Origin of the sequence: Escherichia sp. XD33, assembly GCF_019375075.1 — a bacterium.
Lineage (GTDB): Bacteria > Pseudomonadota > Gammaproteobacteria > Enterobacterales > Enterobacteriaceae > Enterobacter > Enterobacter flexneri_A.
The window spans coordinates 79,354-103,278 of record NZ_JAENDM010000005.1 but is presented as its reverse complement, the minus strand read 5'-3'; the positions used below and the strand labels follow the sequence as shown (position 1 = coordinate 103,278).

General features: G+C 50.9%; 21 protein-coding genes. 11 read left to right on the top strand and 10 right to left on the bottom strand.

From position 1 onward, the window contains the following. Positions 1 to 12: 12 nt before the first annotated feature. The 4 genes from K0778_RS05150 (at position 13) to panC (ending at position 3,668) form a co-directional block, all read left to right on the top strand. Positions 13 to 609 (top strand): fimbrial-like protein, encoded by a 597-nt coding sequence (locus K0778_RS05150; RefSeq protein ID WP_000553749.1) that lies wholly within the window; start codon positions 13 to 15, stop codon positions 607 to 609. Between the two features lie 37 nt (positions 610 to 646). Next, entirely contained in the window at positions 647 to 1,897 is a 1,251-nt protein-coding gene (gene yadC, locus K0778_RS05145) for a fimbrial tip-adhesin YadC (RefSeq protein WP_284737680.1), read from the top strand. Positions 1,898 to 2,010: 113 nt separating this feature from the next. Continuing rightward, positions 2,011 to 2,805, top strand: a complete 795-nt coding sequence (gene panB / locus K0778_RS05140) for a 3-methyl-2-oxobutanoate hydroxymethyltransferase (RefSeq protein ID WP_000805497.1) — start codon at positions 2,011 to 2,013, stop codon at positions 2,803 to 2,805. Between the two features lie 11 nt (positions 2,806 to 2,816). Beyond that, positions 2,817 to 3,668 (top strand): pantoate--beta-alanine ligase, encoded by an 852-nt coding sequence (gene panC, locus K0778_RS05135; protein WP_000905383.1) that lies wholly within the window; start codon positions 2,817 to 2,819, stop codon positions 3,666 to 3,668. 73 nt (positions 3,669 to 3,741) lie between these two features. Here the strand turns inward: panC and rpnC are convergent, their stop codons facing one another. Next, positions 3,742 to 4,644 (bottom strand): recombination-promoting nuclease RpnC, encoded by a 903-nt coding sequence (gene rpnC, locus K0778_RS05130; RefSeq protein ID WP_000339944.1) that lies wholly within the window; start codon positions 4,642 to 4,644, stop codon positions 3,742 to 3,744. A gap of 273 nt (positions 4,645 to 4,917) precedes the next feature. Between rpnC and panD the strand changes: the two genes are divergently transcribed. After that, complete coding sequence (gene panD, locus K0778_RS05125) at positions 4,918 to 5,298, top strand: aspartate 1-decarboxylase (protein WP_000621515.1); 381 nt, start codon at positions 4,918 to 4,920, stop codon at positions 5,296 to 5,298. A 3-nt stretch (positions 5,299 to 5,301) separates the two neighbouring features. Here the strand turns inward: panD and K0778_RS05120 are convergent, their stop codons facing one another. From K0778_RS05120 to K0778_RS05105, 4 genes are all read right to left on the bottom strand, one after another. Next, positions 5,302 to 6,531 (bottom strand): polysaccharide deacetylase family protein, encoded by a 1,230-nt coding sequence (locus K0778_RS05120; RefSeq protein ID WP_063084621.1) that lies wholly within the window; start codon positions 6,529 to 6,531, stop codon positions 5,302 to 5,304. 63 nt (positions 6,532 to 6,594) lie between these two features. Continuing rightward, positions 6,595 to 7,035 (bottom strand): PTS sugar transporter subunit IIA, encoded by a 441-nt coding sequence (locus tag K0778_RS05115; RefSeq protein WP_000901989.1) that lies wholly within the window; start codon positions 7,033 to 7,035, stop codon positions 6,595 to 6,597. A gap of 104 nt (positions 7,036 to 7,139) precedes the next feature. Beyond that, a complete protein-coding gene (locus tag K0778_RS05110) occupies positions 7,140 to 7,910 on the bottom strand; it encodes an ABC transporter permease (RefSeq protein ID WP_000972203.1) in 771 nt (256 codons plus the stop codon). Then, the gene (locus K0778_RS05105) at positions 7,907 to 8,833 is read right to left on the bottom strand and encodes an ABC transporter ATP-binding protein (protein ID WP_000150637.1); all 927 of its coding nucleotides are present in this window, start codon (positions 8,831 to 8,833) and stop codon (positions 7,907 to 7,909) included. The genes K0778_RS05110 and K0778_RS05105 overlap by 4 nt, the downstream gene beginning before the upstream one ends. Before the next feature lie 108 nt (positions 8,834 to 8,941). Here K0778_RS05105 and can point away from each other — a divergent pair, with 108 nt between their 5' ends. Next, positions 8,942 to 9,604: a carbonate dehydratase gene (can, locus tag K0778_RS05100; protein WP_000651599.1), complete on the top strand. Its 663-nt coding sequence runs from the start codon at positions 8,942 to 8,944 to the stop codon at positions 9,602 to 9,604. Positions 9,605 to 9,644: 40 nt separating this feature from the next. On the opposite strand, the gene hpt is transcribed toward can, so the two are convergent. Beyond that, a complete protein-coding gene (hpt, locus tag K0778_RS05095) occupies positions 9,645 to 10,181 on the bottom strand; it encodes a hypoxanthine phosphoribosyltransferase (protein WP_000683335.1) in 537 nt (178 codons plus the stop codon). Positions 10,182 to 10,386: 205 nt separating this feature from the next. On the opposite strand from hpt, the gene gcd reads away from it, so the two are divergent. Continuing rightward, complete coding sequence (gcd, locus tag K0778_RS05090) at positions 10,387 to 12,777, top strand: quinoprotein glucose dehydrogenase (protein ID WP_001306211.1); 2,391 nt, start codon at positions 10,387 to 10,389, stop codon at positions 12,775 to 12,777. A gap of 201 nt (positions 12,778 to 12,978) precedes the next feature. Here the strand turns inward: gcd and cueO are convergent, their stop codons facing one another. Then, positions 12,979 to 14,529, bottom strand: coding sequence for a multicopper oxidase CueO (cueO, locus tag K0778_RS05085; RefSeq protein WP_001189601.1), 1,551 nt, complete (start codon positions 14,527 to 14,529; stop codon positions 12,979 to 12,981). Positions 14,530 to 14,694: 165 nt separating this feature from the next. Here cueO and K0778_RS05080 point away from each other — a divergent pair, with 165 nt between their 5' ends. From K0778_RS05080 to speD, 3 genes are all read left to right on the top strand, one after another. Continuing rightward, complete coding sequence (locus tag K0778_RS05080) at positions 14,695 to 15,042, top strand: YacC family pilotin-like protein (RefSeq protein ID WP_001295568.1); 348 nt, start codon at positions 14,695 to 14,697, stop codon at positions 15,040 to 15,042. A gap of 105 nt (positions 15,043 to 15,147) precedes the next feature. Further along, positions 15,148 to 16,014 (top strand): polyamine aminopropyltransferase, encoded by an 867-nt coding sequence (speE, locus tag K0778_RS05075; RefSeq protein ID WP_000818415.1) that lies wholly within the window; start codon positions 15,148 to 15,150, stop codon positions 16,012 to 16,014. Positions 16,015 to 16,029: 15 nt separating this feature from the next. Then, positions 16,030 to 16,824, top strand: coding sequence for an adenosylmethionine decarboxylase (speD, locus tag K0778_RS05070; protein WP_000734287.1), 795 nt, complete (start codon positions 16,030 to 16,032; stop codon positions 16,822 to 16,824). 37 nt (positions 16,825 to 16,861) lie between these two features. Here speD and yacL read toward each other — a convergent pair whose 3' ends face one another. Both yacL and acnB read right to left on the bottom strand, forming a co-directional pair. Beyond that, positions 16,862 to 17,224 (bottom strand): protein YacL, encoded by a 363-nt coding sequence (yacL, locus tag K0778_RS05065; RefSeq protein WP_000384306.1) that lies wholly within the window; start codon positions 17,222 to 17,224, stop codon positions 16,862 to 16,864. 174 nt (positions 17,225 to 17,398) lie between these two features. Then, positions 17,399 to 19,996, bottom strand: coding sequence for a bifunctional aconitate hydratase 2/2-methylisocitrate dehydratase (gene acnB, locus K0778_RS05060; RefSeq protein WP_064186354.1), 2,598 nt, complete (start codon positions 19,994 to 19,996; stop codon positions 17,399 to 17,401). Positions 19,997 to 20,350: 354 nt separating this feature from the next. On the opposite strand from acnB, the gene K0778_RS05055 reads away from it, so the two are divergent. After that, a complete protein-coding gene (locus K0778_RS05055; protein WP_021559211.1) occupies positions 20,351 to 22,204 on the top strand; it encodes a DUF3300 domain-containing protein in 1,854 nt (617 codons plus the stop codon). 70 nt (positions 22,205 to 22,274) lie between these two features. Here K0778_RS05055 and lpdA read toward each other — a convergent pair whose 3' ends face one another. Next, the gene (lpdA, locus tag K0778_RS05050) at positions 22,275 to 23,699 is read right to left on the bottom strand and encodes a dihydrolipoyl dehydrogenase (protein WP_000102485.1); all 1,425 of its coding nucleotides are present in this window, start codon (positions 23,697 to 23,699) and stop codon (positions 22,275 to 22,277) included. Positions 23,700 to 23,925 lie beyond the last annotated feature (226 nt).

Genomic DNA, 23,925 nt, shown 5'->3' with positions numbered 1-23,925 from the left:
CAGGAACTATATATGCATCCCACTCAACGTAAGCTGATGAAGAGAATAATTCTGTTTCTGTCATTACTGTTTTGCATCGCCTGTCCAGCCATCGCTGGACAGGATATTGACCTTGTTGCCAATGTAAAAAACAGCACCTGCAAAAGCGGAATCAGTAACCAGGGTAATATTGATCTTGGCGTCGTTGGGGTGGGATATTTTTCAGGTAATGTTACTCCTGAAAGTTATCAACCAGGTGGAAAAGAGTTCACTATCACTGTATCCGACTGTGCATTACAGGGAACTGGCGATGTGCTAAATCAGTTACATATTGATTTTAGAGCCCTTAGCGGTGTCATGGCTGCTGGCTCCAGGCAAATATTTGCTAATGAAATTTCGTCAGGAGCAAGTAATGTAGGAGTAGTTATATTTTCTACTCAGGATTCGGCGAATACATTCAATGTTCTTAATGCTTCAGGCGGATCTCGTTCCGTTTATCCAGTAATGTCGGATGACATGAATGGTTCATCCTGGAAATTTAGCACCCGAATGCAAAAAATCGATCCTGCATTGAGTGTTACATCTGGTCAACTTATGAGCCATGTGTTAGTGGATATTTACTACGAATAACAAACAAAAACAGCGCAAACCATAACAATAAAGAAACATTGGAGTAAAAATGAAGACTATCTTCAGGTACATTCTTTTTTTAGCACTGTATTCTTGTTGTAATACAGTCAGTGCATATACAAGTTTTATTGTGGGAAATAATGCAGGAGTTGATAACTATCGAGGCCCCTCCACTGCCGCACAGATGACCTTTAATTACACATCAACAGCAAGCAACTTGGTTTTTTATAAACCCACGCAGCTCGGCCCGACTGGGGTAAAAATGTACTGGTCATACCTGGATACAGGTACCGGTGGTGGTATTCTTTACTGCAATACATCTGGCAGAGCGAATCCTGGTCCAATAACTATTGAAAATGCCATGGTCTATTCAGGTAAAGATTATGGCGGACATAAACTATTTAATACATCTGTTCCTGGTCTGTATTACACCATGTTAATATCAAGGGTCTGGTCTGCATACGATACAATAACTGACATTCAATCGCCAGGAATCTATATCGGAGATCCTTCCAACCAAGAATTTTTCTTTTCCGTCACAGACAGCGATCTACAAACTAAGGGTTGCAACAAAGCAGACGACTACGATAAGTTTTGGGCTATTGGTGGTATAGTACACAACATAACTGTTGAATTTTATACAGATACTAATTTCGATCCTACACTTAATCAGCAAGTCCAGTTATCCAGTTCATCAAATTACCTTTATTCGTTTAAGGCCTACAGTCCTGGTACAAAAGTTGTAGATCACAGCAACCACATTTATGTCAATTTCACACTGAATAATGTCAAATTAACCTTACCAACATGTTTTACCTCCATACTTACCGGGCCATCAGTCAGTGGTTCAACGGTTAGAATGGGAGAATATAGCTCTGGGACAATTAAAAATGGCGCTTCACCTGTTCCCTTTGATATCTCGCTTCAGAATTGTATTCGTGTGCGTAATATTGAAACAAAACTCGTCACTGGAAAAGTAGGTACTCAAAACACACAACTGCTTGGTAATACGCTTACTGGAAGCACTGCCGCCAAAGGCGTTGGCGTACTCATTGAAGGTTTAGCAACCAGTAAAAATCCGCTAATGACATTAAAACCTAATGATACGAATTCTGTTTATATAGATTATGAAACCGAAGATGACACCTCCGATGGGGTTTACCCTAATCAAGGTAACGGCACATCACAGCCTCTTCATTTCCAGGCAACATTAAAGCAAGACGGGAATATTGCTATCGAACCCGGCGAATTTAAAGCCACCAGTACTTTCCAGGTAACCTATCCCTGATAACGTAGCAGCACTGTCACCTTCTGGCAGTGCTGCTACGGATAAATCATTGCCCCCACCAATGTGACTGATAAAATGCCAGACAGCACAACATCAATTTATCAGGATACGTTATGAAACCGACCACCATCTCCTTACTGCAGAAGTACAAACAGGAAAAAAAACGTTTCGCAACCATCACCGCTTACGACTACAGCTTCGCGAAACTGTTTGCTGATGAAGGACTTAACGTCATGCTGGTAGGCGATTCGCTGGGCATGACGGTTCAGGGGCACGACTCCACCCTGCCAGTTACCGTTGCCGATATCGCCTACCACACTGCCGCCGTACGTCGCGGCGCACCAAACTGCCTGCTGTTGGCTGACCTGCCGTTTATGGCGTATGCCACACCGGAACAAGCCTTTGAAAACGCCGCAACGGTCATGCGTGCCGGTGCCAACATGGTCAAAATTGAAGGCGGTGAATGGCTGGTAGAAACCGTACAAATGCTGACCGAACGTGCCGTTCCTGTATGTGGTCACTTAGGTTTAACCCCACAGTCAGTGAATATTTTCGGTGGCTACAAAGTTCAGGGGCGCGGCGATGAAGCGGGCGATCAACTGCTCAGCGATGCATTAGCCTTAGAAGCCGCTGGGGCACAGCTGCTGGTGCTGGAATGCGTGCCGGTTGAACTGGCAAAACGTATTACCGAAGCACTGGCGATCCCGGTTATTGGCATTGGCGCAGGCAACGTCACTGACGGGCAGATCCTCGTGATGCACGACGCCTTTGGTATTACCGGCGGTCACATTCCTAAATTCGCTAAAAATTTCCTCGCCGAAACGGGCGACATCCGCGCGGCTGTGCGGCAGTATATGGCTGAAGTGGAGTCCGGCGTTTATCCGGGCGAAGAACACAGTTTCCATTAAGGAGTCACGTTGTGTTAATTATCGAAACCCTGCCGCTGCTGCGTCAGCAAATTCGCCGCCTGCGTATGGAAGGCAAGCGCGTGGCGCTGGTGCCTACCATGGGTAACCTGCACGATGGCCATATGAAGCTGGTCGACGAAGCCAAAGCCCGCGCCGATGTGGTCGTCGTCAGTATTTTCGTTAACCCGATGCAGTTCGACCGCCCGGAAGATCTGGCTCGTTATCCACGGACCTTGCAGGAGGACTGCGAGAAGCTAAACAAACGTAAAGTCGATTTGGTTTTCGCCCCTTCGGTAAAAGAGATCTACCCGAACGGTACTGAAACCCACACTTACGTTGACGTTCCTGGCCTTTCGACCATGCTGGAAGGTGCCAGCCGTCCGGGACATTTTCGCGGCGTTTCGACTATTGTCAGCAAGCTGTTCAACCTGGTCCAGCCGGACATCGCCTGCTTCGGTGAAAAGGACTTTCAGCAACTGGCGCTAATCCGCAAAATGGTTGCCGATATGGGCTTCGATATTGAAATTGTCGGCGTCCCGATTATGCGCGCCAAAGATGGCCTTGCGCTCAGTTCCCGTAATGGTTATCTGACGGCGGAACAACGCAAAATTGCGCCCGGTCTGTACAAAGTTTTAAGTTCAATTGCCGACAAATTGCAGGCTGGGGAACGGGATCTCGATGAAATTATTACCATTGCGGGGCAAGAACTGAATGAAAAAGGCTTCCGCGCCGATGATATTCAGATTCGCGATGCCGACACATTGCTGGAAGTTTCTGAAACCAGCAAACGGGCAGTAATTCTGGTAGCCGCCTGGCTTGGCGATGCTCGCCTGATCGACAACAAAATGGTCGAGCTGGCGTAATACTTAACTGGCGCTACGGCTGATGGCGCCAGTTATTAATTTACCCCACGTCATCTGTCATAACACAGGTAACTTAAATAAGGTTAATTACCTTATCAATCTCAGCAAGAGGTAAATTTGCCATCTCTGCAACGTCTTCCCGAGACATTCCTTTACTTAGAAGACGCAGGGCGAATTCTTGCCTTTCCTCCTGTCTTCCCTGCTGAATCCCCTTCTCAATCCCTTTCTCTTCAAACCACTGCGCCAGCGTCATCATAGACTCCCCTCCCGTTTCCCTGTCTCTCAGCACACCATAAAACAAATCCGCTTGTTCAGTATGACCGCGTTGCAGCATATAGTTTTGCATGGCAACTAACTGACTTCCGCTAGTGTACCCTTCGTCAATCAGCGTGACCAGTTGCTCCAGCAATAACATTAAGTCGCGCTGGCGAATATGTTTTTGCAGTAGTTCGAGAATCGCAATCCGCCGATGTTGCATGATTTCGTCATCCGGTGTGATGGTGATATCCACCAGCGGGAAAGGACTGTTATAGACGCGTCGTGCCAGCTCCGGCGAGTAAAATATATCAAACCAGCACATTGAGAGCGGATAAGGTGTGGCCTCGCCCTGATAAAACAGTATCGGCACCACCAGCGGCAGCTTATCGTGATCCGCCTCCAGATGCCGGTGCATGGCAGCAATAGAATAACGCATCATGCGAAAGGCCATTTTCTTATCCGGCTTGCTTTGGTGTTCAATCACAACATGCAGATAACCGGGATTGCCCTGCATTTGCACGGAATAGAGCACGTCCGTGCTGTGTCCTTTCAGGCTCTCTTCAATGAAACTCCCCGACTCTAAATGAAGCGTGTTGAGGTCACAAAGTTCTCGTAATTCCACTGGCAAATGTATCTCCAGAAAGTCGCGAGCCGTCTCCGCGTGCATTAAAAATTGTTTAAACACTGCATCATGCGGTGTGGTACTCGGTGCATCCATCTTCCCTGCCTTCCGTGTTGTCTTGCGTGAAGGCAGTATCCAGTCAAGGCGTGCCATCGTCAGCCACCTCTTTAGTGTTTACCGAGCAGCGTTCAGAGAAATTTCAATTGGTTACAGCCGTTACATGGCACGCTTCGGCACGGTACGCAAACTGCTGATGTAAATGCCGTCAGATGAGTAGACACTAAACAAAAATCGGGCAATACTGCGTGAGAATTTCCTCAAAGCAGGCATCGCCTGCTTCGTTAACGACAGGGTAGAAAGGTAGAAGTTATGATTCGCACGATGCTGCAGGGCAAACTCCACCGCGTGAAAGTGACTCATGCGGACCTGCACTATGAAGGTTCTTGCGCCATTGACCAGGATTTCCTTGACGCAGCCGGTATTCTCGAAAACGAAGCCATTGATATCTGGAATGTCACCAACGGCAAGCGTTTCTCCACTTATGCCATCGCGGCAGAACGCGGTTCGAGAATTATTTCTGTTAACGGTGCGGCGGCCCACTGCGCCAGTGTCGGCGATATTGTCATCATCGCCAGCTTCGTTACCATGCCAGATGAAGAAGCTCGCACCTGGCGACCCAACGTCGCCTATTTTGAAGGCGACAATGAAATGAAACGTACCGCGAAAGCGATTCCGGTACAGGTTGCTTGATTGTTATCCCTGCGGCTGGTTACTCACCAGCCGCGACATCGTCTCCAGCGAATCCGTTCTTAAGATATAAAGTCGTTTTAGTAACAACGGATTATCCCCCGGTTTTACTTTGCCTTTCATGGTTGTCACCGCCAGGTGAAATCCGGCATCGTTTGCTGCCTTCACGGCTTTGTCATTAAATCCGCCAAACGGATACGAAAGATACCAGACATGCGGATTAAATTGCGCCAGAGCGCGGCGTGAACGTGCAAAATCAAACAGAATATTGTGTTCACTACGGCTCAGTAATATGGGGCAGCGATAACCATCCACCCGATGCAAAAAATGGGTATGTGACTGGAAATCAAAAACATCGCGAATTTCGTTAAGTTCAGAAACGCTCATAAATTGCAGCGATTTTGGGTCCCACTTCTGCGGGTGACGTTTGATGCGCGAGGTAACAATAAACGCCGTCGCCTTCATGCCATATTGTTTCAACACGGGATACGCATAGCAGCTCACCGATTTGAGGCCATCATCAAAGGTAATCACCACCGCTCGCGCAGGGAGATTGATCTTATTCTTCACGTAACCTTCCAGCTGCACCATGCTCAGTGTCGCGTATCCCCTGTCGCGCAGCCAGGCCATCTGGTTATTGAAAGCGCGTACTGAGGTGGTCGTCGAAGTATGGCGAAAACGGGTGTTTTCTTCATCGCGCAGAATATGGTGATAGGTTAGCACCGGCAGGCCATTATCGGGTTGGGCATCCAGCGCGCTGATATAGGCCAGTCGATCGCCAATACGGATCTGATACCAGGTTTGATTTAACCTGTCTTTCAGTTTATGCAAAATCGGGTAGCGCAAATTGTCCGCCAGTACCCCAAATGGCGCACTGCCCGCACTCGGCGCGTTATAGACCGGCGTATCTTTCCAGGTAATTAAGTTCTGATTACTCAGCGGCTTGTTGAGGTCACCCAAACCGTCTTCAACTTTTTGTCGCCCCTGAACTGGCTCGAGATGCCCTTTATCGATAAACCCTTTACCAAAGCCAAAATTAAATGCGTAATAACTTGCGGCAGTGGGCTCCACGGCAATGATTTGCCCGGCCCGAATATTCCCCACGGTCACCATCTTGTCGCCAATTTGCGCCCAGATCGCAGCATTTTCGATGGTTTGCATATAACGGGCAGGTAACGCGGCACTGACACTTGCGGTAAACAGCATCAGCAGGAGAATAACAGCTTGTTTGTACATGAAAAAATAACCGAGGGTGAAACAACGCTTTTATTGTAGCAAAAGCGCTATAAGAATCGTGGGTTAATACTCATACAAATTATGTTTGAGGACGAAAGGCGGATTTTTTTGTTGTTGGTGCCAAAGACTACTCACCTCCGGCCCACCCAGTTCGACAATACGCTCGCGAAACTCTGAACTGGTCATGGTTTCACGGCAAGCCATCATCTGTTCAATTAACGGTAACGTGACACCAGAAATCACTTCGCAACGGGAGTGTTTGTGGCTTAATAATGAAGCCACGCGGTACGGTGGCGCTCCGGCTATATCGGTTAAGAAGATGACACCCTCACCAGAGTCCGCTTCATGCAGAGCATCGCACATCATGCGGCTGAGCATATTAGAGCTTAACCCACGCCAGAAATTCACGGCCCGGCACTGAAGAAGCGCCCCATGTTTTTTCTCCAGCGCATCCAGTATCTCTTGCGCCCGGTCATCGTGACAGGTAATTACCCAACCTAACATCGCCTTCCTCCTTAGCCGAAAATCAGTCTACCCTGACCATTGTTGATAAAGGGTGATAGCCGTCAAAACTCCTCTCCCCCAAATCCAGAGGAGAGGAAATAGCCTTAGCTACGCAAACCACGTCCACGTTGGATCAGCGACCAACAGATCAAATAAAACGCCACAATAAAGACCACCAGTACGCCAAAGGTAGTGACCAGCGGAACATCATTGATACCGAGGAAGCCGTAGCGGAAACCACTGATCATATAAACGATTGGGTTCAGGTGCGACAGCCCTTGCCAGAACGGCGGCAACAAAGTCAGTGAGTAAAAGACCCCACCCAAATACGTGAGTGGCGTTAACACAAAGGTTGGCACCAGGCTGATGTCATCGAACGTTTTGGCAAACACACCGTTCAGCAAACCCGCAAGGGAGAACAACACCGCCGTGAGCACCAGGGTTAAGGCAACGAATACCCACGAATGCACCTGAAACGGCACAAAAAACAGTGAAATTGCCGTCACCAGAATGCCAACAAACAGACCACGCGCCACGCCACCGCCGACATATCCGGCAATAATGACGTGAGTCGGAACCGGCGCTACCAGCAGCTCTTCAATATTACGCTGGAACTTGGCACCAAAAAATGATGACGCAACGTTGGCGTAGGCATTGGTGATCACCGACATCATGATCAGCCCCGGTACGATGAACTGCATATAGCTGAAGCCATGCATATCGCCAATACGCGAACCAATCAGGTTACCGAAGATAATAAAGTAAAGGGTCATGGTGATGACTGGCGGCACCAGCGTCTGCACCCAGATACGCATAAAGCGATGGATCTCTTTCGCCCAGATGCTTTTTAGCGCCACCCAGTAAAGATGCATCATGCGCGATCTCCTTGTTTTTCATTAACCAGTGAAACAAACAGCTCTTCCAGACGGTTAGCTTTGTTACGCATACTTAATACCTGAATGCCCTGCTCACTTAACTGCGTAAATACGCTGTTGATCCCCTGCTCACGCAGCACTTCAACTTCCAGCGTCGCGGTATCGACCAGTCGATACTGATAGCCATCGAGCTTCGGTAACGGGCTTTTCGGTGCGAGATCGAGAATAAAGGTTTCCGATTTCAGCTTCGCCAGCAGCGCCTTCATCGAGGTATTTTCCACCAGCTCACCGTGTTGAATAATGCCGATATTGCGGCACAGCATTTCTGCTTCTTCCAGGTAGTGTGTGGTGAGAATGATGGTGGTGCCTTTGTCGTTTAAATCCTTCAAAAAGCCCCACATTGAGCGGCGAAGTTCAATATCCACGCCTGCGGTCGGTTCGTCGAGAATCAGTAGTTTAGGTTCATGCATTAACGCACGGGCAATCATTAAACGGCGCTTCATCCCGCCAGATAACATACGCGCACGTTCGTTGCGTTTTCCCCATAGATCGAGTTGTTTAAGATACTTTTCGCTGCGGATGTACGCTTCTTTGCGCTCCACGCCGTAGTACCCTGCCTGATTCACCACAATTTGCTGCACGGTTTCAAACGGGTTGAAGTTAAATTCCTGCGGCACCAGTCCCAACTGACGTTTAGCGTTCACGACATCCTTCTCGAGATCGTAACCAAATACGCTGACCCGCCCGGAGGTTTTATTTACCAGAGAGCTGATAATACCGATAGTGGTCGATTTCCCGGCCCCGTTCGGCCCGAGAAGCGCATAAAAATCACCCGCTTCGACCTGCAAATCTATCCCACGAAGCGCCTGAACGCCGCCTGGATAGGTTTTTTTAAGCTGTTGAAGTTCCAGTGCAATGGTCATAAATTTTTACTTACCTTACGTTCTTACACTTTATCTGTGGTTTAAATCGTCCCGGAGTTGCCCTATATTAGCCAAACGTAATTATTTGGTTACAGGTCGTTAACCTCCATGAAAGACATAGATACACTCATCAGCAACAATGCACTATGGTCAAAAATGCTGGTGGAAGAGGATCCCGGGTTTTTTGAGAAACTGGCACAAGCGCAAAAACCGCGCTTTCTATGGATTGGATGTTCCGACAGTCGCGTTCCTGCAGAACGTTTAACCGGTCTTGAGCCGGGCGAACTCTTTGTTCACCGTAATGTTGCTAACCTGGTCATTCACACTGACCTGAACTGCCTTTCCGTGGTTCAGTATGCAGTGGATGTACTCGAAGTTGAACACATTATTATCTGTGGCCACTACGGTTGCGGCGGCGTACAAGCCGCAGTTGAAAACCCGGAACTGGGGCTTATCAACAACTGGCTGCTGCATATCCGCGATATCTGGTTCAAACATAGCTCATTGCTCGGCGAAATGCCGCAAGAGCGCCGTCTGGATACCTTGTGTGAACTGAACGTCATGGAACAGGTGTATAACCTGGGCCACTCCACCATTATGCAATCAGCGTGGAAACGCGGGCAGAAAGTTACCATTCACGGCTGGGCCTACGGCATTCACGACGGCTTGCTGCGTGATCTGGATGTTACCGCCACCAACCGCGAAACCCTTGAGCAACGTTACCGTCACGGGATTTCCAACCTCAAGCTGAAACACGCCAACCACAAATAAAAATGCCATGCCGGATGCAACACATCCGGCAACTTCACACTTACTCGTCCAGCAGAATCACTTTGCCGATATACGGCAGATGACGGTAACGCTGTGCGTAATCAATGCCGTAACCCACCACAAACTCATCCGGGATCGAGAAACCGATAAATTCTACCGGGACGTTCACTTCACGACGGGACGGTTTATCCAGCAGCGTACAAATCGCCAGCGACTTCGGTTCGCGCAGGCTTAAGATCTCACGCACTTTCGACAGTGTATTCCCCGAGTCGATGATATCTTCAACAATCAGCACGTCCTTGCCACGGATATCTTCATCCAGATCTTTGAGGATTTTCACATCACGGGTGGTGGACATGCCGCTACCGTAGCTGGAGGCGGTCATAAAGTCGACTTCATGAGATACCTGAACTTCACGGCACAGGTCCGCCATAAACATAAATGAGCCACGCAGCAGACCCACCAGCACCATATCGCTGCCGCTGTCTTTGTAACGCTCAGTAATCTGACGACCCAGTTCGGCGATACGCGCTTTAATCTCCGCTTCGGGGATCATTACTTCTACAGTATGTTTCATATCTCTAACCATATGATTTAAAAACAAATCACTTCGCACGGGCAGGTTTTGGCACCGCAACAAAGCGCAAGACACGCAGTATACCAGTAAAACTATTCATTCGCGGAATCTGTTAATAAAGCTCGAATTGTGATGACGATCACACATGTTAAAACCTATAATTAATTGCTACTAAAATATTAATGAATTGAAATGGTGTCTCTTTATGGCAATTAACAATACAGGCTCGCGACGATTACTCGTCACGCTAACAGCCCTTTTTGCAGCGCTTTGCGGGCTGTATCTACTCATTGGCGGAGGCTGGCTGGTCGCGATTGGCGGCTCCTGGTACTACCCTATCGCTGGCCTTGTGATGCTCGGCGTCGCCTGGATGCTGTGGCGCAGTAAACGCGCCGCGCTTTGGCTATACGCAGCCCTGCTGCTCGGCACCATGATTTGGGGCGTCTGGGAAGTTGGTTTCGACTTCTGGGCGCTGACTCCGCGCAGCGACATTCTGGTCTTCTTCGGCATCTGGCTGATCCTGCCGTTTGTCTGGCGTCGCCTGGTCATTCCTGCCAGCGGCGCAGTTGCCGCACTGGTGGTCGCACTGCTGATTAGCGGTGGTATCCTGACCTGGGCCGGATTTAACGATCCGCAGGAGATCAACGGCACCTTAAGCGCCGATGCCACACCTGCTGAAGCTATCTCCCCCGTAGCCGATCAGGACTGGCCTGCCTATGGTCGTAATCAGGAAGGTCAACGCTTTTCGCCTCTGAAACAAATTAACGCCGATAACGTCCATAATCTGAAAGAAGCCTGGGTGTTCCGTACTGGCGATGTGAAGCAGCCGAACGATCCGGGTGAAATCACCAATGAAGTGACGCCGATTAAAGTGGGCGACACCCTTTACCTGTGTACCGCTCACCAGCGCCTGTTTGCGCTTGATGCCGCCAGCGGCAAAGAGAAATGGCATTACGATCCTGAGCTGAAAACCAACGAGTCTTTCCAGCACGTAACCTGCCGTGGTGTCTCTTATCATGAAGCCAAAGCAGAAACCGCTTCGCCGGAAGTGATGGCGGATTGCCCGCGTCGTATCATTCTTCCGGTCAATGATGGTCGACTGATTGCGATTAACGCTGAAAACGGCAAACTGTGCGAAACCTTCGCCAATAAAGGCGTGCTCAATCTGCAAAGCAATATGCCAGACACCAAACCGGGTCTGTATGAACCGACTTCGCCACCGATTATCACCGATAAAACCATCGTGATGGCCGGTTCAGTTACCGATAACTTCTCAACCCGCGAAACGTCTGGCGTGATCCGTGGTTTTGATGTCAACACCGGGGAGCTGCTGTGGGCTTTTGATCCCGGCGCGAAAGATCCGAACGCAATCCCGTCTGACGAACACACCTTTACCTTTAACTCGCCAAACTCCTGGGCACCAGCGGCCTATGACGCGAAGCTGGATCTGGTCTATCTGCCGATGGGCGTGACCACGCCGGATATCTGGGGCGGTAACCGCACACCGGAACAGGAACGTTATGCCAGCTCGATTCTGGCGCTGAATGCCACTACCGGGAAACTGGCGTGGAGCTACCAGACCGTTCACCACGACCTGTGGGACATGGATCTTCCGGCACAGCCGACGCTGGCGGACATCACCGTTAATGGTCAGAAAGTGCCAGTTATTTACGCTCCGGCGAAAACCGGCAACATTTTTGTGCTCGATCGTCGTAATGGCGAACTGGTGGTTCCGGCACCGGAAAAACCGGTTCCCCAAGGTGCAGCGAAAGGCGATTACGTAACCCCAACTCAACCGTTTTCTGAACTGAGCTTCCGTCCGACGAAAGATTTGAGCGGTGCGGATATGTGGGGAGCCACCATGTTTGACCAGCTGGTGTGCCGCGTGATGTTCCACCAGATGCGCTATGAAGGCATTTTCACCCCGCCATCTGAACAGGGTACGCTGGTCTTCCCGGGTAACCTGGGGATGTTCGAATGGGGCGGGATTTCCGTTGATCCAAATCGTGAAGTGGCAATTGCCAACCCAATGGCACTGCCGTTTGTTTCGAAACTGATCCCACGCGGTCCGGGTAACCCGATGGAGCAGCCGAAAGATGCCAAAGGCACGGGTACGGAATCCGGCATTCAGCCACAGTACGGTGTACCGTATGGTGTCACGCTCAACCCGTTCCTCTCACCGTTTGGTCTGCCGTGTAAACAGCCAGCATGGGGTTATATCTCGGCGCTGGATCTGAAAACCAATGAAGTGGTGTGGAAGAAACGTATTGGTACGCCGCAGGACAGTATGCCGTTCCCGATGCCGGTTCCGGTGCCGTTCAATATGGGTATGCCGATGCTGGGCGGGCCAATCTCCACGGCGGGTAACGTGCTGTTTATCGCCGCTACGGCAGATAACTACCTGCGCGCTTACAACATGAGCAACGGTGAAAAACTGTGGCAGGGTCGTTTACCGGCGGGTGGTCAGGCAACACCGATGACCTATGAAGTGAATGGCAAGCAGTACGTGGTGATCTCCGCAGGCGGTCACGGTTCATTTGGTACGAAGATGGGCGACTATATTGTGGCTTATGCGCTGCCGGATGATGTGAAGTAAGACTTGCTCAGATTGCTGACAACGTGCGCGTTGTTCATGCCGGATGCGGCGTGAACGCCTTATCCAGCCTACAAAATTGTGCAAAATCAATGGATTGCACAGGTAGCGTAGGCCTGATAAGCGTAGCGCATCAGGCAGATTTGCGTTTGTCATCAGTTTAATGCCCGGAGAGATCCGGGCATATTTCCGAATACGGTCTTTTTATACCGTAAACCCTAACATCATCCCCGTATCTTCATGCTCCAGCAGATGGCAGTGCGCCATATAAGCATGTTCTTTCGGTGCGTTGTGATTAAACTTCACAAGCACTTCACTGACATTGCCTTCTACCTTAACGGTATCTTTCCAGCCCGCGCGATGAGCCGCTGGCGGTTTGCCATTTTCTGACAAGATACGGAACTGGGTGCCGTGAATATGGAACGGATGCAGCATCATGTCGCCCACGCCAGAGATAACCCAACGTTCGTACTGCCCTTTCGCCGCCGCAAACATCGGCTTATTCATATCAAACGCCTGACCGTTGATTTTATTGGCATGGTGGAAATCGAACTTCCCGCCGTGGTTCATATGATTCATATTACCGTGCCCCATATGGCCCATCATCTGGCTGTGATCCATTCCGGCCATCGCCTGATCGCCATATTTCTCCATTAGCATCTGCATACCCATCATATCGAGCATCGGGTCCATAGAAAGTTGCAGCTTGCGTACCGTCAGCCCTTCCAGCGAAGGTAACGCAGGCAGGCTACTTAATGTGTCTGGCAAAGCACCGGAGGCACTAATAGCAATCGGCTGAATCCGCATTACCGGATGCGGCTTGTCAAACGGCGCAATCGCCATCCCCATCTGGCTGACCGGTAGCGTCACCAGGTCAAAGGGTTTGTTATCGTTAACCTCCACCAGCACTTCAAAACGCTCGCCCATCAGCACCGGCAGCTCGCTCACCTTCACCGGTTCAGGTAGCAGACCACCGTCGCTGGCAATCACATACAGCGGGCGATTGTCGCTGGTGGCGAAATTGAGCGAGCGGGCATTACAGCCATTGAGCAAACGCAGGCGCAGCCAACCACGCGGGGCAGCGTGTTGTGGGTAGATTGCACCGTTGGTCAGCAGCGTATCGCCAAACCAGCCCACGGCGGCGGTCATCACATCCAGTTGATAATCAATCTGCCCATCAGCGTTAAATTTTTTATCCTGAACAATCACCGGAACATCATCGATACCCCACTGTTTTGGCAGCATTAATTTCAGGATCTCGTCATCTTCAATTACCACCAGCCCAGCCAACCCCATCGCCACCTGTCGCCCGGTCTTGCCATGTTGATGTGGATGGAACCAGCAAGTAGCGGCAGGTTGATCAACGTTCAACGTCACCGAGCGCTTGCCACCTGGCAGAATAATTCCCTGCGGGCCGCCGTCGACTTCACCCGGTACTTCCAGCCCGTGCCAGTGCAACGTCGTCTCTTCCGTCAGTTGGTTATAGATATCAACCGTTACCGCTTTGCCGCGCTGTAATTTCACCGCCGGCCCCAGCAGATTGCCGTTATAGCCCCAGGTAGTTGCAGTTTTCTCGCCAAAGGTAGACTGACCTGCGCCAATAGTTAACTGAATGCGATTACGGGCATCGGTCGTGAGCAAATCAGGGATCGGTAACGTTGGGCGTTCCGCCGCAAAGACTGCGCGGCTCCACAGCGGCAAGGCTGAAGCCACACCCAGCGCGACGGAATATTTTAAGAAATCACGACGTTGCATAGTTATTTCCTTATTCTTAAGCAGGCGAAACGAAATCAAACGTTGAGCATAGTCCTTCCCCTTACGGGAAGGTCAAGCCGCAGACACAATTTAATCGACAATAATGGTCGTCGCCTCGCTCGCAGTGTGCTAACGTTTATCTTCTTTAAGCCCCTGGTAGAAGCAATGAAGACGTTTTTCAGAACAGTGTTATTCGGCAGCCTGATGGCCGTTTGCGCAAACAGTTACGCGCTCAGCGAGTCTGAAGCCGAAGATATGGCCGATTTAACGGCAGTTTTTGTCTTTCTGAAGAACGATTGTGGTTACCAGAACTTACCTAACGGGCAAATTCGTCGCGCACTGGTCTTTTTCGCCCAGCAAAACCAGTGGGATCTCAGTAATTACGACACCTTCGACATGAAAGCTCTCGGTGAAGACAGCTACCGCGATCTCAGCGGCATTGGCATTCCTGTCGCTAAAAAATGCAAAGCCCTGGCCCGCGATTCCTTAAGCCTGCTTGCCTACGTCAAATAATCCCTGATACCTTTTTGTAGAAATATTGACCGTGCATCCGCGGTCAATGTTAGCTATTATGTTGCGCCCTTTTTTTACGGGTGTTAACAAAGGAGGTATCAACCCATGGCCGAAAAAAAACAGTGGCATGAAACGCTACACGACCAGTTTGGGCAGTACTTTGCGGTAGATAACGTTCTGTATCATGAAAAGACCGATCACCAGGATCTGATCATTTTTGAGAACGCTGCATTTGGTCGCGTAATGGCGCTGGATGGCGTAGTACAAACCACCGAGCGCGACGAGTTTATCTATCATGAGATGATGACCCATGTTCCGCTACTGGCCCACGGTCACGCGAAACATGTGCTGATTATCGGCGGCGGCGACGGTGCCATGCTGCGTGAAGTAACCCGACATAAAAACGTTGAGTCAATCACGATGGTGGAAATCGATGCGGGTGTCGTATCGTTCTGCCGCCAGTATCTACCCAACCATAACGCCGGTAGCTACGACGATCCGCGCTTTAAGCTGGTGATCGACGATGGCGTCAATTTCGTTAATCAAACCAGCCAGACCTTTGATGTCATTATCTCCGACTGCACCGATCCTATCGGTCCCGGCGAAAGCCTTTTCACTTCGGCATTTTATGAAGGCTGCAAACGTTGCCTGAATCCTGGCGGTATCTTCGTCGCACAAAACGGCGTCTGCTTTTTACAGCAGGAAGAAGCCATCGACAGCCATCGCAAACTCAGCCATTACTTCAGCGACGTTGGCTTTTATCAGGCGGCGATCCCGACCTATTACGGCGGTATCATGACTTTTGCATGGGCGACAGATAACGACGCCTTACGCCATCTCTCAACCGAAATTATTCAGGCGCGTTTTCTCGCTTCTGGCCTGAAATGCCGTTATTACAATTCGGCAATCCATACGGCAGCTTTTGCCTTACCTCAGTATCTGCAAGACGCACTGGCTTCACAGCCGTCCTAAGGAGAAGATAAGAAATTGAAAAAACTGAAACTGCATGGCTTTAATAATCTGACCAAAAGTCTGAGTTTTTGTATTTACGATATCTGCTACGCCAAAACTGCCGAAGAGCGCGACGGTTATATTGCTTATATCGATGAACTCTATAATGCCAACCGTCTGACCGAAATCCTGTCAGAAACCTGTTCCATTATCGGGGCCAATATTCTTAACATCGCCCGCCAGGATTACGAACCACAGGGTGCCAGCGTCACTATTCTGGTGAGTGAAGAACCGGTTGACCCGAAACTCATCGACAAAACAGAACACCCCGGCCCACTGCCAGAAACGGTGGTTGCCCATCTCGATAAAAGTCATATTTGCGTACATACCTACCCGGAAAGTCATCCTGAAGGCGGTTTATGTACCTTCCGCGCCGATATTGAAGTCTCTACCTGCGGCGTGATTTCTCCGCTGAAGGCGCTGAATTACCTGATCCACCAGCTTGAGTCCGATATCGTAACCATTGATTATCGCGTGCGCGGTTTTACCCGCGACATTAACGGTATGAAGCACTTTATCGACCATGAGATTAATTCGATTCAGAACTTTATGTCTGACGATATGAAGGCGCTGTATGACATGGTGGATGTGAACGTCTATCAGGAAAATATCTTCCATACCAAGATGTTGCTTAAAGAGTTCGACCTTAAGCACTACATGTTCCACACCAAACCGGAAGATTTAACCGACAGCGAGCGCCAGGAAATTACCGCTGCGCTGTGGAAAGAAATGCGCGAGATTTATTACGGGCGCAATATGCCAGCTGTTTAACGGCTCTGGCGGAGCTCCCAGGCTCCGCCAGATTTATTTACTTCTGCTGCACGAAATTGCGGTAAGCCGCCACGACCTGCAGAAAATCCTCAACGCCGCATAGCGACAGGCTTTCTTCGTCGTAGTAGTTCATCCCCTCTTCCATTTCATCGCCAGCGAATTCCAGTTGATTGGCGCGAACCATCACCTCTTCACCGTCCATCCACAGGGTGTATTCGTGCCCTGCCCGTTGCCAGGACCGTTCGCTACCTTTCAGTGCGTGCGCTGCTTGTTCCACTTCATCAAGCAAGGCCAGGTTTTCTTTCACCTCTTCATTAAACCAGTGCCCGACCACTTCATGCCCCATGGACATACGCACCTTTACTACTCCGGTAATATCGCGCAGAAATTCGTAATCCATAGTGTGTACCTCTGCTCCCGGCAATGCGCCGAAATCGCATTGCGCCATTGATGTAATTATCGCAGCCTTACCGGAGAAAAACAGCGGAACGGCGATGGTCTAGAAATAAAAAATGCCCGGGAATCTCATTCACCGGGCATTGTGTCGTTTATGCGCAGCGCGTGCGCTGACTTTTTAAACTGCAGTCTGGAAAATCACACCATCGGCTTTTTCAGTGTACTGAGAAAGCTGGTTGAAGTTCAGGTAACGGTAAGTATCAACGGCAGTTTTATCCACCTGCGCCACGTAGGTCTGGTACTCTTCCGGCGTCGGTAGTTTGCCAATCAGCGCCGTAACAGCAGCCAGTTCCGCAGAAGCCAGGAAGACATTCGCGCCAGTCCCCAGACGGTTCGGGAAGTTACGGGTAGAGGTGGAAACCACCGTCGCACCGTCTGCTACACGCGCCTGGTTACCCATACACAGGGAACAGCCAGGGATCTCGATACGCGCACCGCTCTTACCGAAGACGCTATAGTAGCCTTCTTCGGTCAACTGCGCGGCATCCATACGGGTTGGCGGTGCCACCCACAGGCGCGTCGGCAACTGGCCTTTGTGCGCATCCAGCAGTTTACCCGCAGCACGGAAGTGACCGATGTTGGTCATGCAGGAACCGATAAACACTTCGTCGATCTTCTCGCCCTGTACCGCAGACAGCGGACGTGCGTCGTCCGGGTCGTTCGGTGCACAGAGGATTGGCTCTTTAATATCCGCCAGATCGATGTCGATCACTGCCGCGTATTCCGCATCTGCATCGGCTTCCAGCAGCTCAGGATTCGCCAGCCATTTTTCCATGCCCTGAATACGACGTTCCAGGGTACGACGATCGCCGTAACCTTCCGCGATCATCCACTTCAGCAGGACGATGTTAGAGTTCAGGTATTCGATGATCGGTTCTTTGTTCAGCTTGATGGTACAACCAGCGGCAGAACGCTCGGCGGACGCATCGGTTAGCTCAAAGGCCTGCTCAACTTTCAGATCCGGCAGACCTTCAATTTCCAGGATGCGGCCAGAGAAGATGTTTTTCTTGCCTTTCTTCTCAACGGTCAGCAGACCTTGTTTGATCGCATACAGCGGAATGGCGTGTACCAGATCGCGCAGGGTGATGCCCGGCTGCATTTTGCCTTTGAAGCGCACCAGAACGGATTCCGGCATATCCAGCGGCATTACGCCTGTTGCGGCTGCAAATGCCACCAGACCAGAACCCGCCGGGAAAGAAATGCCGATCGGGAAACGGGTATGGGAGTCACCGCCAGTACCGACGGTATCCGGCAGCAGCATACGGTTCAGCCAGGAGTGGATTACGCCATCACCCGGACGCAGCGACACACCACCACGGTTCATAATGAAGTCCGGCAGCGTGTGGTGCGTGTTCACGTCAACTGGCTTCGGATACGCCGCGGTGTGGCAGAAAGACTGCATCACCAGGTCAGCCGAGAAGCCCAGGCACGCCAGGTCTTTCAGTTCATCACGGGTCATTGGGCCGGTGGTGTCCTGGGAACCTACAGAAGTCATTTTCGGTTCGCAATACGCGCCCGGACGAATGCCTTTCACGCCGCAGGCACGACCTACCATTTTCTGCGCCAGCGAGAAGCCACGGTCACTTTCCGCCACATCTTTCGCCTGACGGAACACATCGCTCTGCGGCAGACCAAGTGCTTCACGCGCTTTTGTGGTCAGGCCACGACCGATAATCAGCGGAATACGACCGCCAGCACGCACTTCATCAATCAGCACGTCGGTTTTCAGTTCGAAGGTCGCCAGCAGTTCGCCGGTTTCGTGGTTACGCACTTCACCTTTGTACGGGTAAACGTCAATTACGTCGCCCATGTTCAGGTTAGAGACGTCGACTTCGATTGGCAGTGCACCCGCGTCTTCCATCGTGTTAAAGAAGATGGGTGCAATTTTACCGCCGAGGCACAAACCACCGCCGCGTTTGTTCGGCACATGTGGAATATCATCACCCATAAACCACAGTACGGAGTTCGTGGCGGATTTACGCGATGAACCCGTACCCACAACGTCACCGACGTACGCCAGCGGGAAACCTTTCTGTTGCAGAGCTTCGATTTGCTTGATCGGACCAACAACACCAGGCTGATCTGGCTCAATACCTTCACGGGCGTTTTTCAGCATCGCCAGCGCGTGCAGTGGGATATCCGGGCGTGACCACGCATCCGGTGCCGGAGAAAGATCATCGGTGTTGGTTTCGCCAGTGACTTTGAAGACGGTAACGGTCAGTTTTTCAGCCAGCGCCGGGCGATTCAGGAACCATTCGGCATCCGCCCAGGACTGCATTACCTGCTTCGCATATTCGTTGCCTGCTTTCGCTTTCTCTTCTACGTCATAGAAGTTATCGAACATCAGCAGTGTGTGAGAAAGTGCTTTGGCAGCGATCGGTGCCAGTTTGGCATCATCCAGCGCGTCGATCAGCGGATGAATGTTGTAACCACCCTGCATGGTGCCCAGCAGTTCGATGGCTTTTTCCGGAGTCAGCAGTGGGGATTTGGCTTCACCTTTCGCGACAGCAGCCAGGAAGCCTGCTTTGACATAGGCGGCTTCATCGACGCCAGGGGGAACACGGTTGGTTAATAGATCTAACAGGAATTCTTCTTCGCCCGCGGGCGGGTTTTTCAGCAGCTCTACAAGTGCGGCCATTTGGTTTGCATCCAGGGGTTTGGGCGCAATCCCCTCAGCGGCACGCTCAGCTACGTGCTTACGGTATTCTTCTAGCACGACGGTTCTCCTCGCTCTCATTGTCATAGTGCGGCAGGCGATTCTCTTCACGCTCCTGTGAGACAGCAGTTTGTAGGGTAAATGCCCAGTACCGCAACGGGCAGAATAGCAGGATTTTGACGATGTGTTAATCTGTTTACAAAAAAGCAACATAAAAAAGTGGCTGAATCGTTAAGGATGGTCTAGAGATTGTTTCCCTCCGTAAAAACTTCGTTAATTCGCATGGTGATAATCACCTTTCTCAACGAATCCCAAGATTAGTCAAAATTTAAACTACCGCCTCTTTATACTCGGATTCACAGCACCTGCGGGTGGCAGTTCGCCGACCATTGCGATTTCCTTGAGATCCGAATTATGAAAATGACTTTGCCGTTTAAACCCCATGTGCTGGCGCTAATTTGCAGTGCCGGGCTTTGTGCCGCCTCTACCGGGCTATATATAAAAAGCCGCACAGTGGAAGCGCCTGTAGAACCGCAATCGACACAACTGGCTGTGTCTGACGCTGCTGCGGTTACGCTTCCTGCAACGGTTTCCGCACCTCCCGTAATACCCGCAGTCGTCAAATCCGCATTCAGCACTGCACAAATAGATCAATGGGTCGCACCCGTCGCGCTGTATCCCGACGCCCTACTTTCGCAGGTGCTGATGGCATCAACCTATCCGACAAACGTTGCTCAAGCAGTGCAATGGTCGCACGATAATCCACTTAAACAAGGCGATGCTGCTATTCAGGCGGTATCTGACCAGCCGTGGGACGCCAGCGTTAAATCACTGGTGGCCTTTCCACAATTGATGGCATTGATGGGCGAAAACCCGCAATGGGTGCAAAACCTGGGCGATGCTTTTCTGGCGCAGCCGCAGGACGTGATGGACTCGGTACAGCGATTGCGGCAACTGGCGCAACAAACCGGCTCGCTGAAGTCATCAACCGAACAGAAAGTTATTACCACAACGAAGAAAGCTGTACCGGTAAAACAGACAGTCACGGCCCCCGTCATACCATCCAATACCGTTTTAACTGCCAACCCCGTCATTACAGAGCCGGCAACAACCGTCATTTCCATTGAGCCCGCCAATCCTGATGTGGTCTATATTCCCAACTACAACCCAACCGTGGTTTACGGGAACTGGGCCAATACTGCGTATCCGCCGGTTTATCTGCCACCACCAGCCGGAGAACCGTTTGTTGACAGCTTTGTACGCGGATTCGGATATAGCATGGGCGTTGCTACCACGTACGCACTATTCAGCAGCATCGACTGGGACGACGACGATCATGACCATCATCATCATGACGATGATGATTATCATCACCACGATGGCGGTCATCGTGACGGTAATGGCTGGCAACACAACGGCGACAACATCAATATCGACGTCAACAATTTCAACCGTATCACCGGTGAGCATCTTACTGATAAGAATATGGCATGGCGGCACAATCCAAACTACCGTAATGGTGTGCCCTATCATGATCAGGATATGGCAAAGCGTTTTCATCAAACCGATGTCAACGGCGGAATGAGTGCCACGCAGCTACCTGCTCCAACACGCGACAGCCAGCGTCAGGCGGCAGCAAGTCAGTTTCAGCAACGAACACACAGCGCACCAGTCATTACACGAGATACCCAACGTCAGGCAGCGGCACAGCGGTTTAATGAAGCTGAACACTATGGGAGCTATGACGACTTCCGCGACTTCAGCCGTCGCCAACCACTGACCCAGCAACAAAAGGACGCCGCTCGTCAGCGTTATCAGTCAGCTTCTCCTGAGCAGCGCCAGGCAGTTCACGAGAAAATGCAGACTAACCCGCAGAACCAGCAGCGAAGAGAGGCAGCGCGTGAGCGCATTCAGCCCGCCTCGCCTGAGCAGCGCCAGGCGGTTCGCGAGAAAATGCAGACTAACCCGCAGAACCAGCAGCGAAGAGAGGCAGCGCGTGAGCGTATTCAGTCTGCAACTCCCGAACAGCGCCAGGTGTTTAAGGAAAAAGTACAGCAGCGCCCACTGAACCAACAGCAACGTGATAACGCCCGCCAGCGTATACAATCGGCATCACCTGAACAACGTCAGGTTTTTCGGGAGAAAGTTCAGGAGAGCCGCCCACAACGTCTAAACGACAGTAACCATACTGTCAGGCTGAATAACGAGCAACGGTCAGCAGTACGCGAACGTCTCTCTGAGCGCGGAGCAAGGCGACTGGAAAGGTAAATTACAGACGTAAAAAAAGCGGCGTGGTTAGCCGCTTTTTTAATTGCCGGATGTTCCGGCAAACGAAAAATTACTTCTTCTTCGCTTTCGGGTTCGGCAGGTCGGTAATGCTACCTTCGAACACTTCTGCCGCCAGGCCCACAGACTCGTGCAGAGTCGGGTGCGCGTGGATGGTCAGTGCGATGTCTTCAGCATCACAACCCATTTCGATTGCCAGGCCGATTTCACCCAGCAGCTCGCCGCCGTTAGTACCGACAATCGCACCACCGATCACACGGTGAGATTCTTTGTCGAAAATCAGCTTGGTCATACCGTCTGCGCAGTCGGAAGCGATAGCACGACCAGAAGCAGCCCACGGGAAGGTGGCGGTTTCATAGCTGATGCCTTTCTCTTTCGCTTCTTTCTCAGTCAGACCTACCCATGCAACTTCTGGTTCGGTATAGGCGATGGACGGGATAACTTTCGGATCGAAGTAGTGTTTCTTACCGGCGATAACTTCAGCGGCAACGTGACCTTCGTGAACACCTTTGTGTGCCAGCATCGGCTGACCGACGATATCGCCGATAGCAAAGATGTGCGGTACGTTGGTACGCAGCTGTTTGTCAACGCGGATGAAACCACGGTCGTCAACTTCCACGCCAGCTTTGCCTGCGTCGAGGTTTTTACCGTTCGGCACACGACCAATCGCTACCAGCACGGCGTCGTAACGCTGCGGTTCAGCTGGTGCTTTTTTGCCTTCCATCGTCACATAAATACCGTCTTCTTTCGCTTCAACGGCGGTAACTTTGGTTTCCAGCATCAGGTTGAATTTCTTGCTGATACGCTTGGTGAAGACTTTAACGATGTCTTTGTCAGCTGCCGGGATAACCTGGTCGAACATTTCAACCACGTCAATCTGTGAACCCAGCGCGTGGTATACGGTGCCCATTTCCAGACCGATGATACCGCCACCCATTACCAGCAGGCGTTCTGGTACTTCTTTCAGTTCCAGCGCGTCAGTGGAGTCCCAGATACGCGGATCTTCATGCGGAATAAACGGTAGTTGGATCGGGCGAGAACCCGCTGCAATGATCGCGTTGTCGAAGTTGATCACGGTTTTGCCGTTCTCACCTTCAACTTCCAGGGTGTTAGCCCCGGTAAATTTACCCAGACCGTTGACCACTTTGACTTTGCGGCCTTTCGCCATACCAGCCAGACCACCGGTCAGCTGATTGATCACTTTCTCTTTCCAGGTACGAATCTTGTCAATATCGGTTTTCGGTTCGCCGAAGACGATACCGTGTTCAGCCAGCGCTTTGGCTTCTTCGATAACTTTTGCTACGTGCAGCAGTGCTTTAGAAGGGATACAGCCGACGTTCAGGCAAACACCGCCAAGGGTGTTGTAACGTTCTACGATTACGGTTTCCAGACCTAAATCAGCGCAACGGAAGGCAGCGGAGTAACCTGCGGGGCCTGCCCCAAGTACCACGACCTGAGTTTTGATTTCAGTACTCATCATGACCTCTATATATTTATCTCCGGCGGTCATACCCGTCGTCTTTCAGGCCGCAGCGGCGTTAGCTTCACGCCCTCACCCCAGTCACTTACTTATGTAAGCTCCTGGGGATTCTGGCGCTTGCTACCTTGCTGCACCCAGAAATCCATAGGGTATGTGAAGTAATACCCTAACCACCACCGGGTCGTTCTATCCGTCGGTATTTTACAAAATTGTTAACAATTTT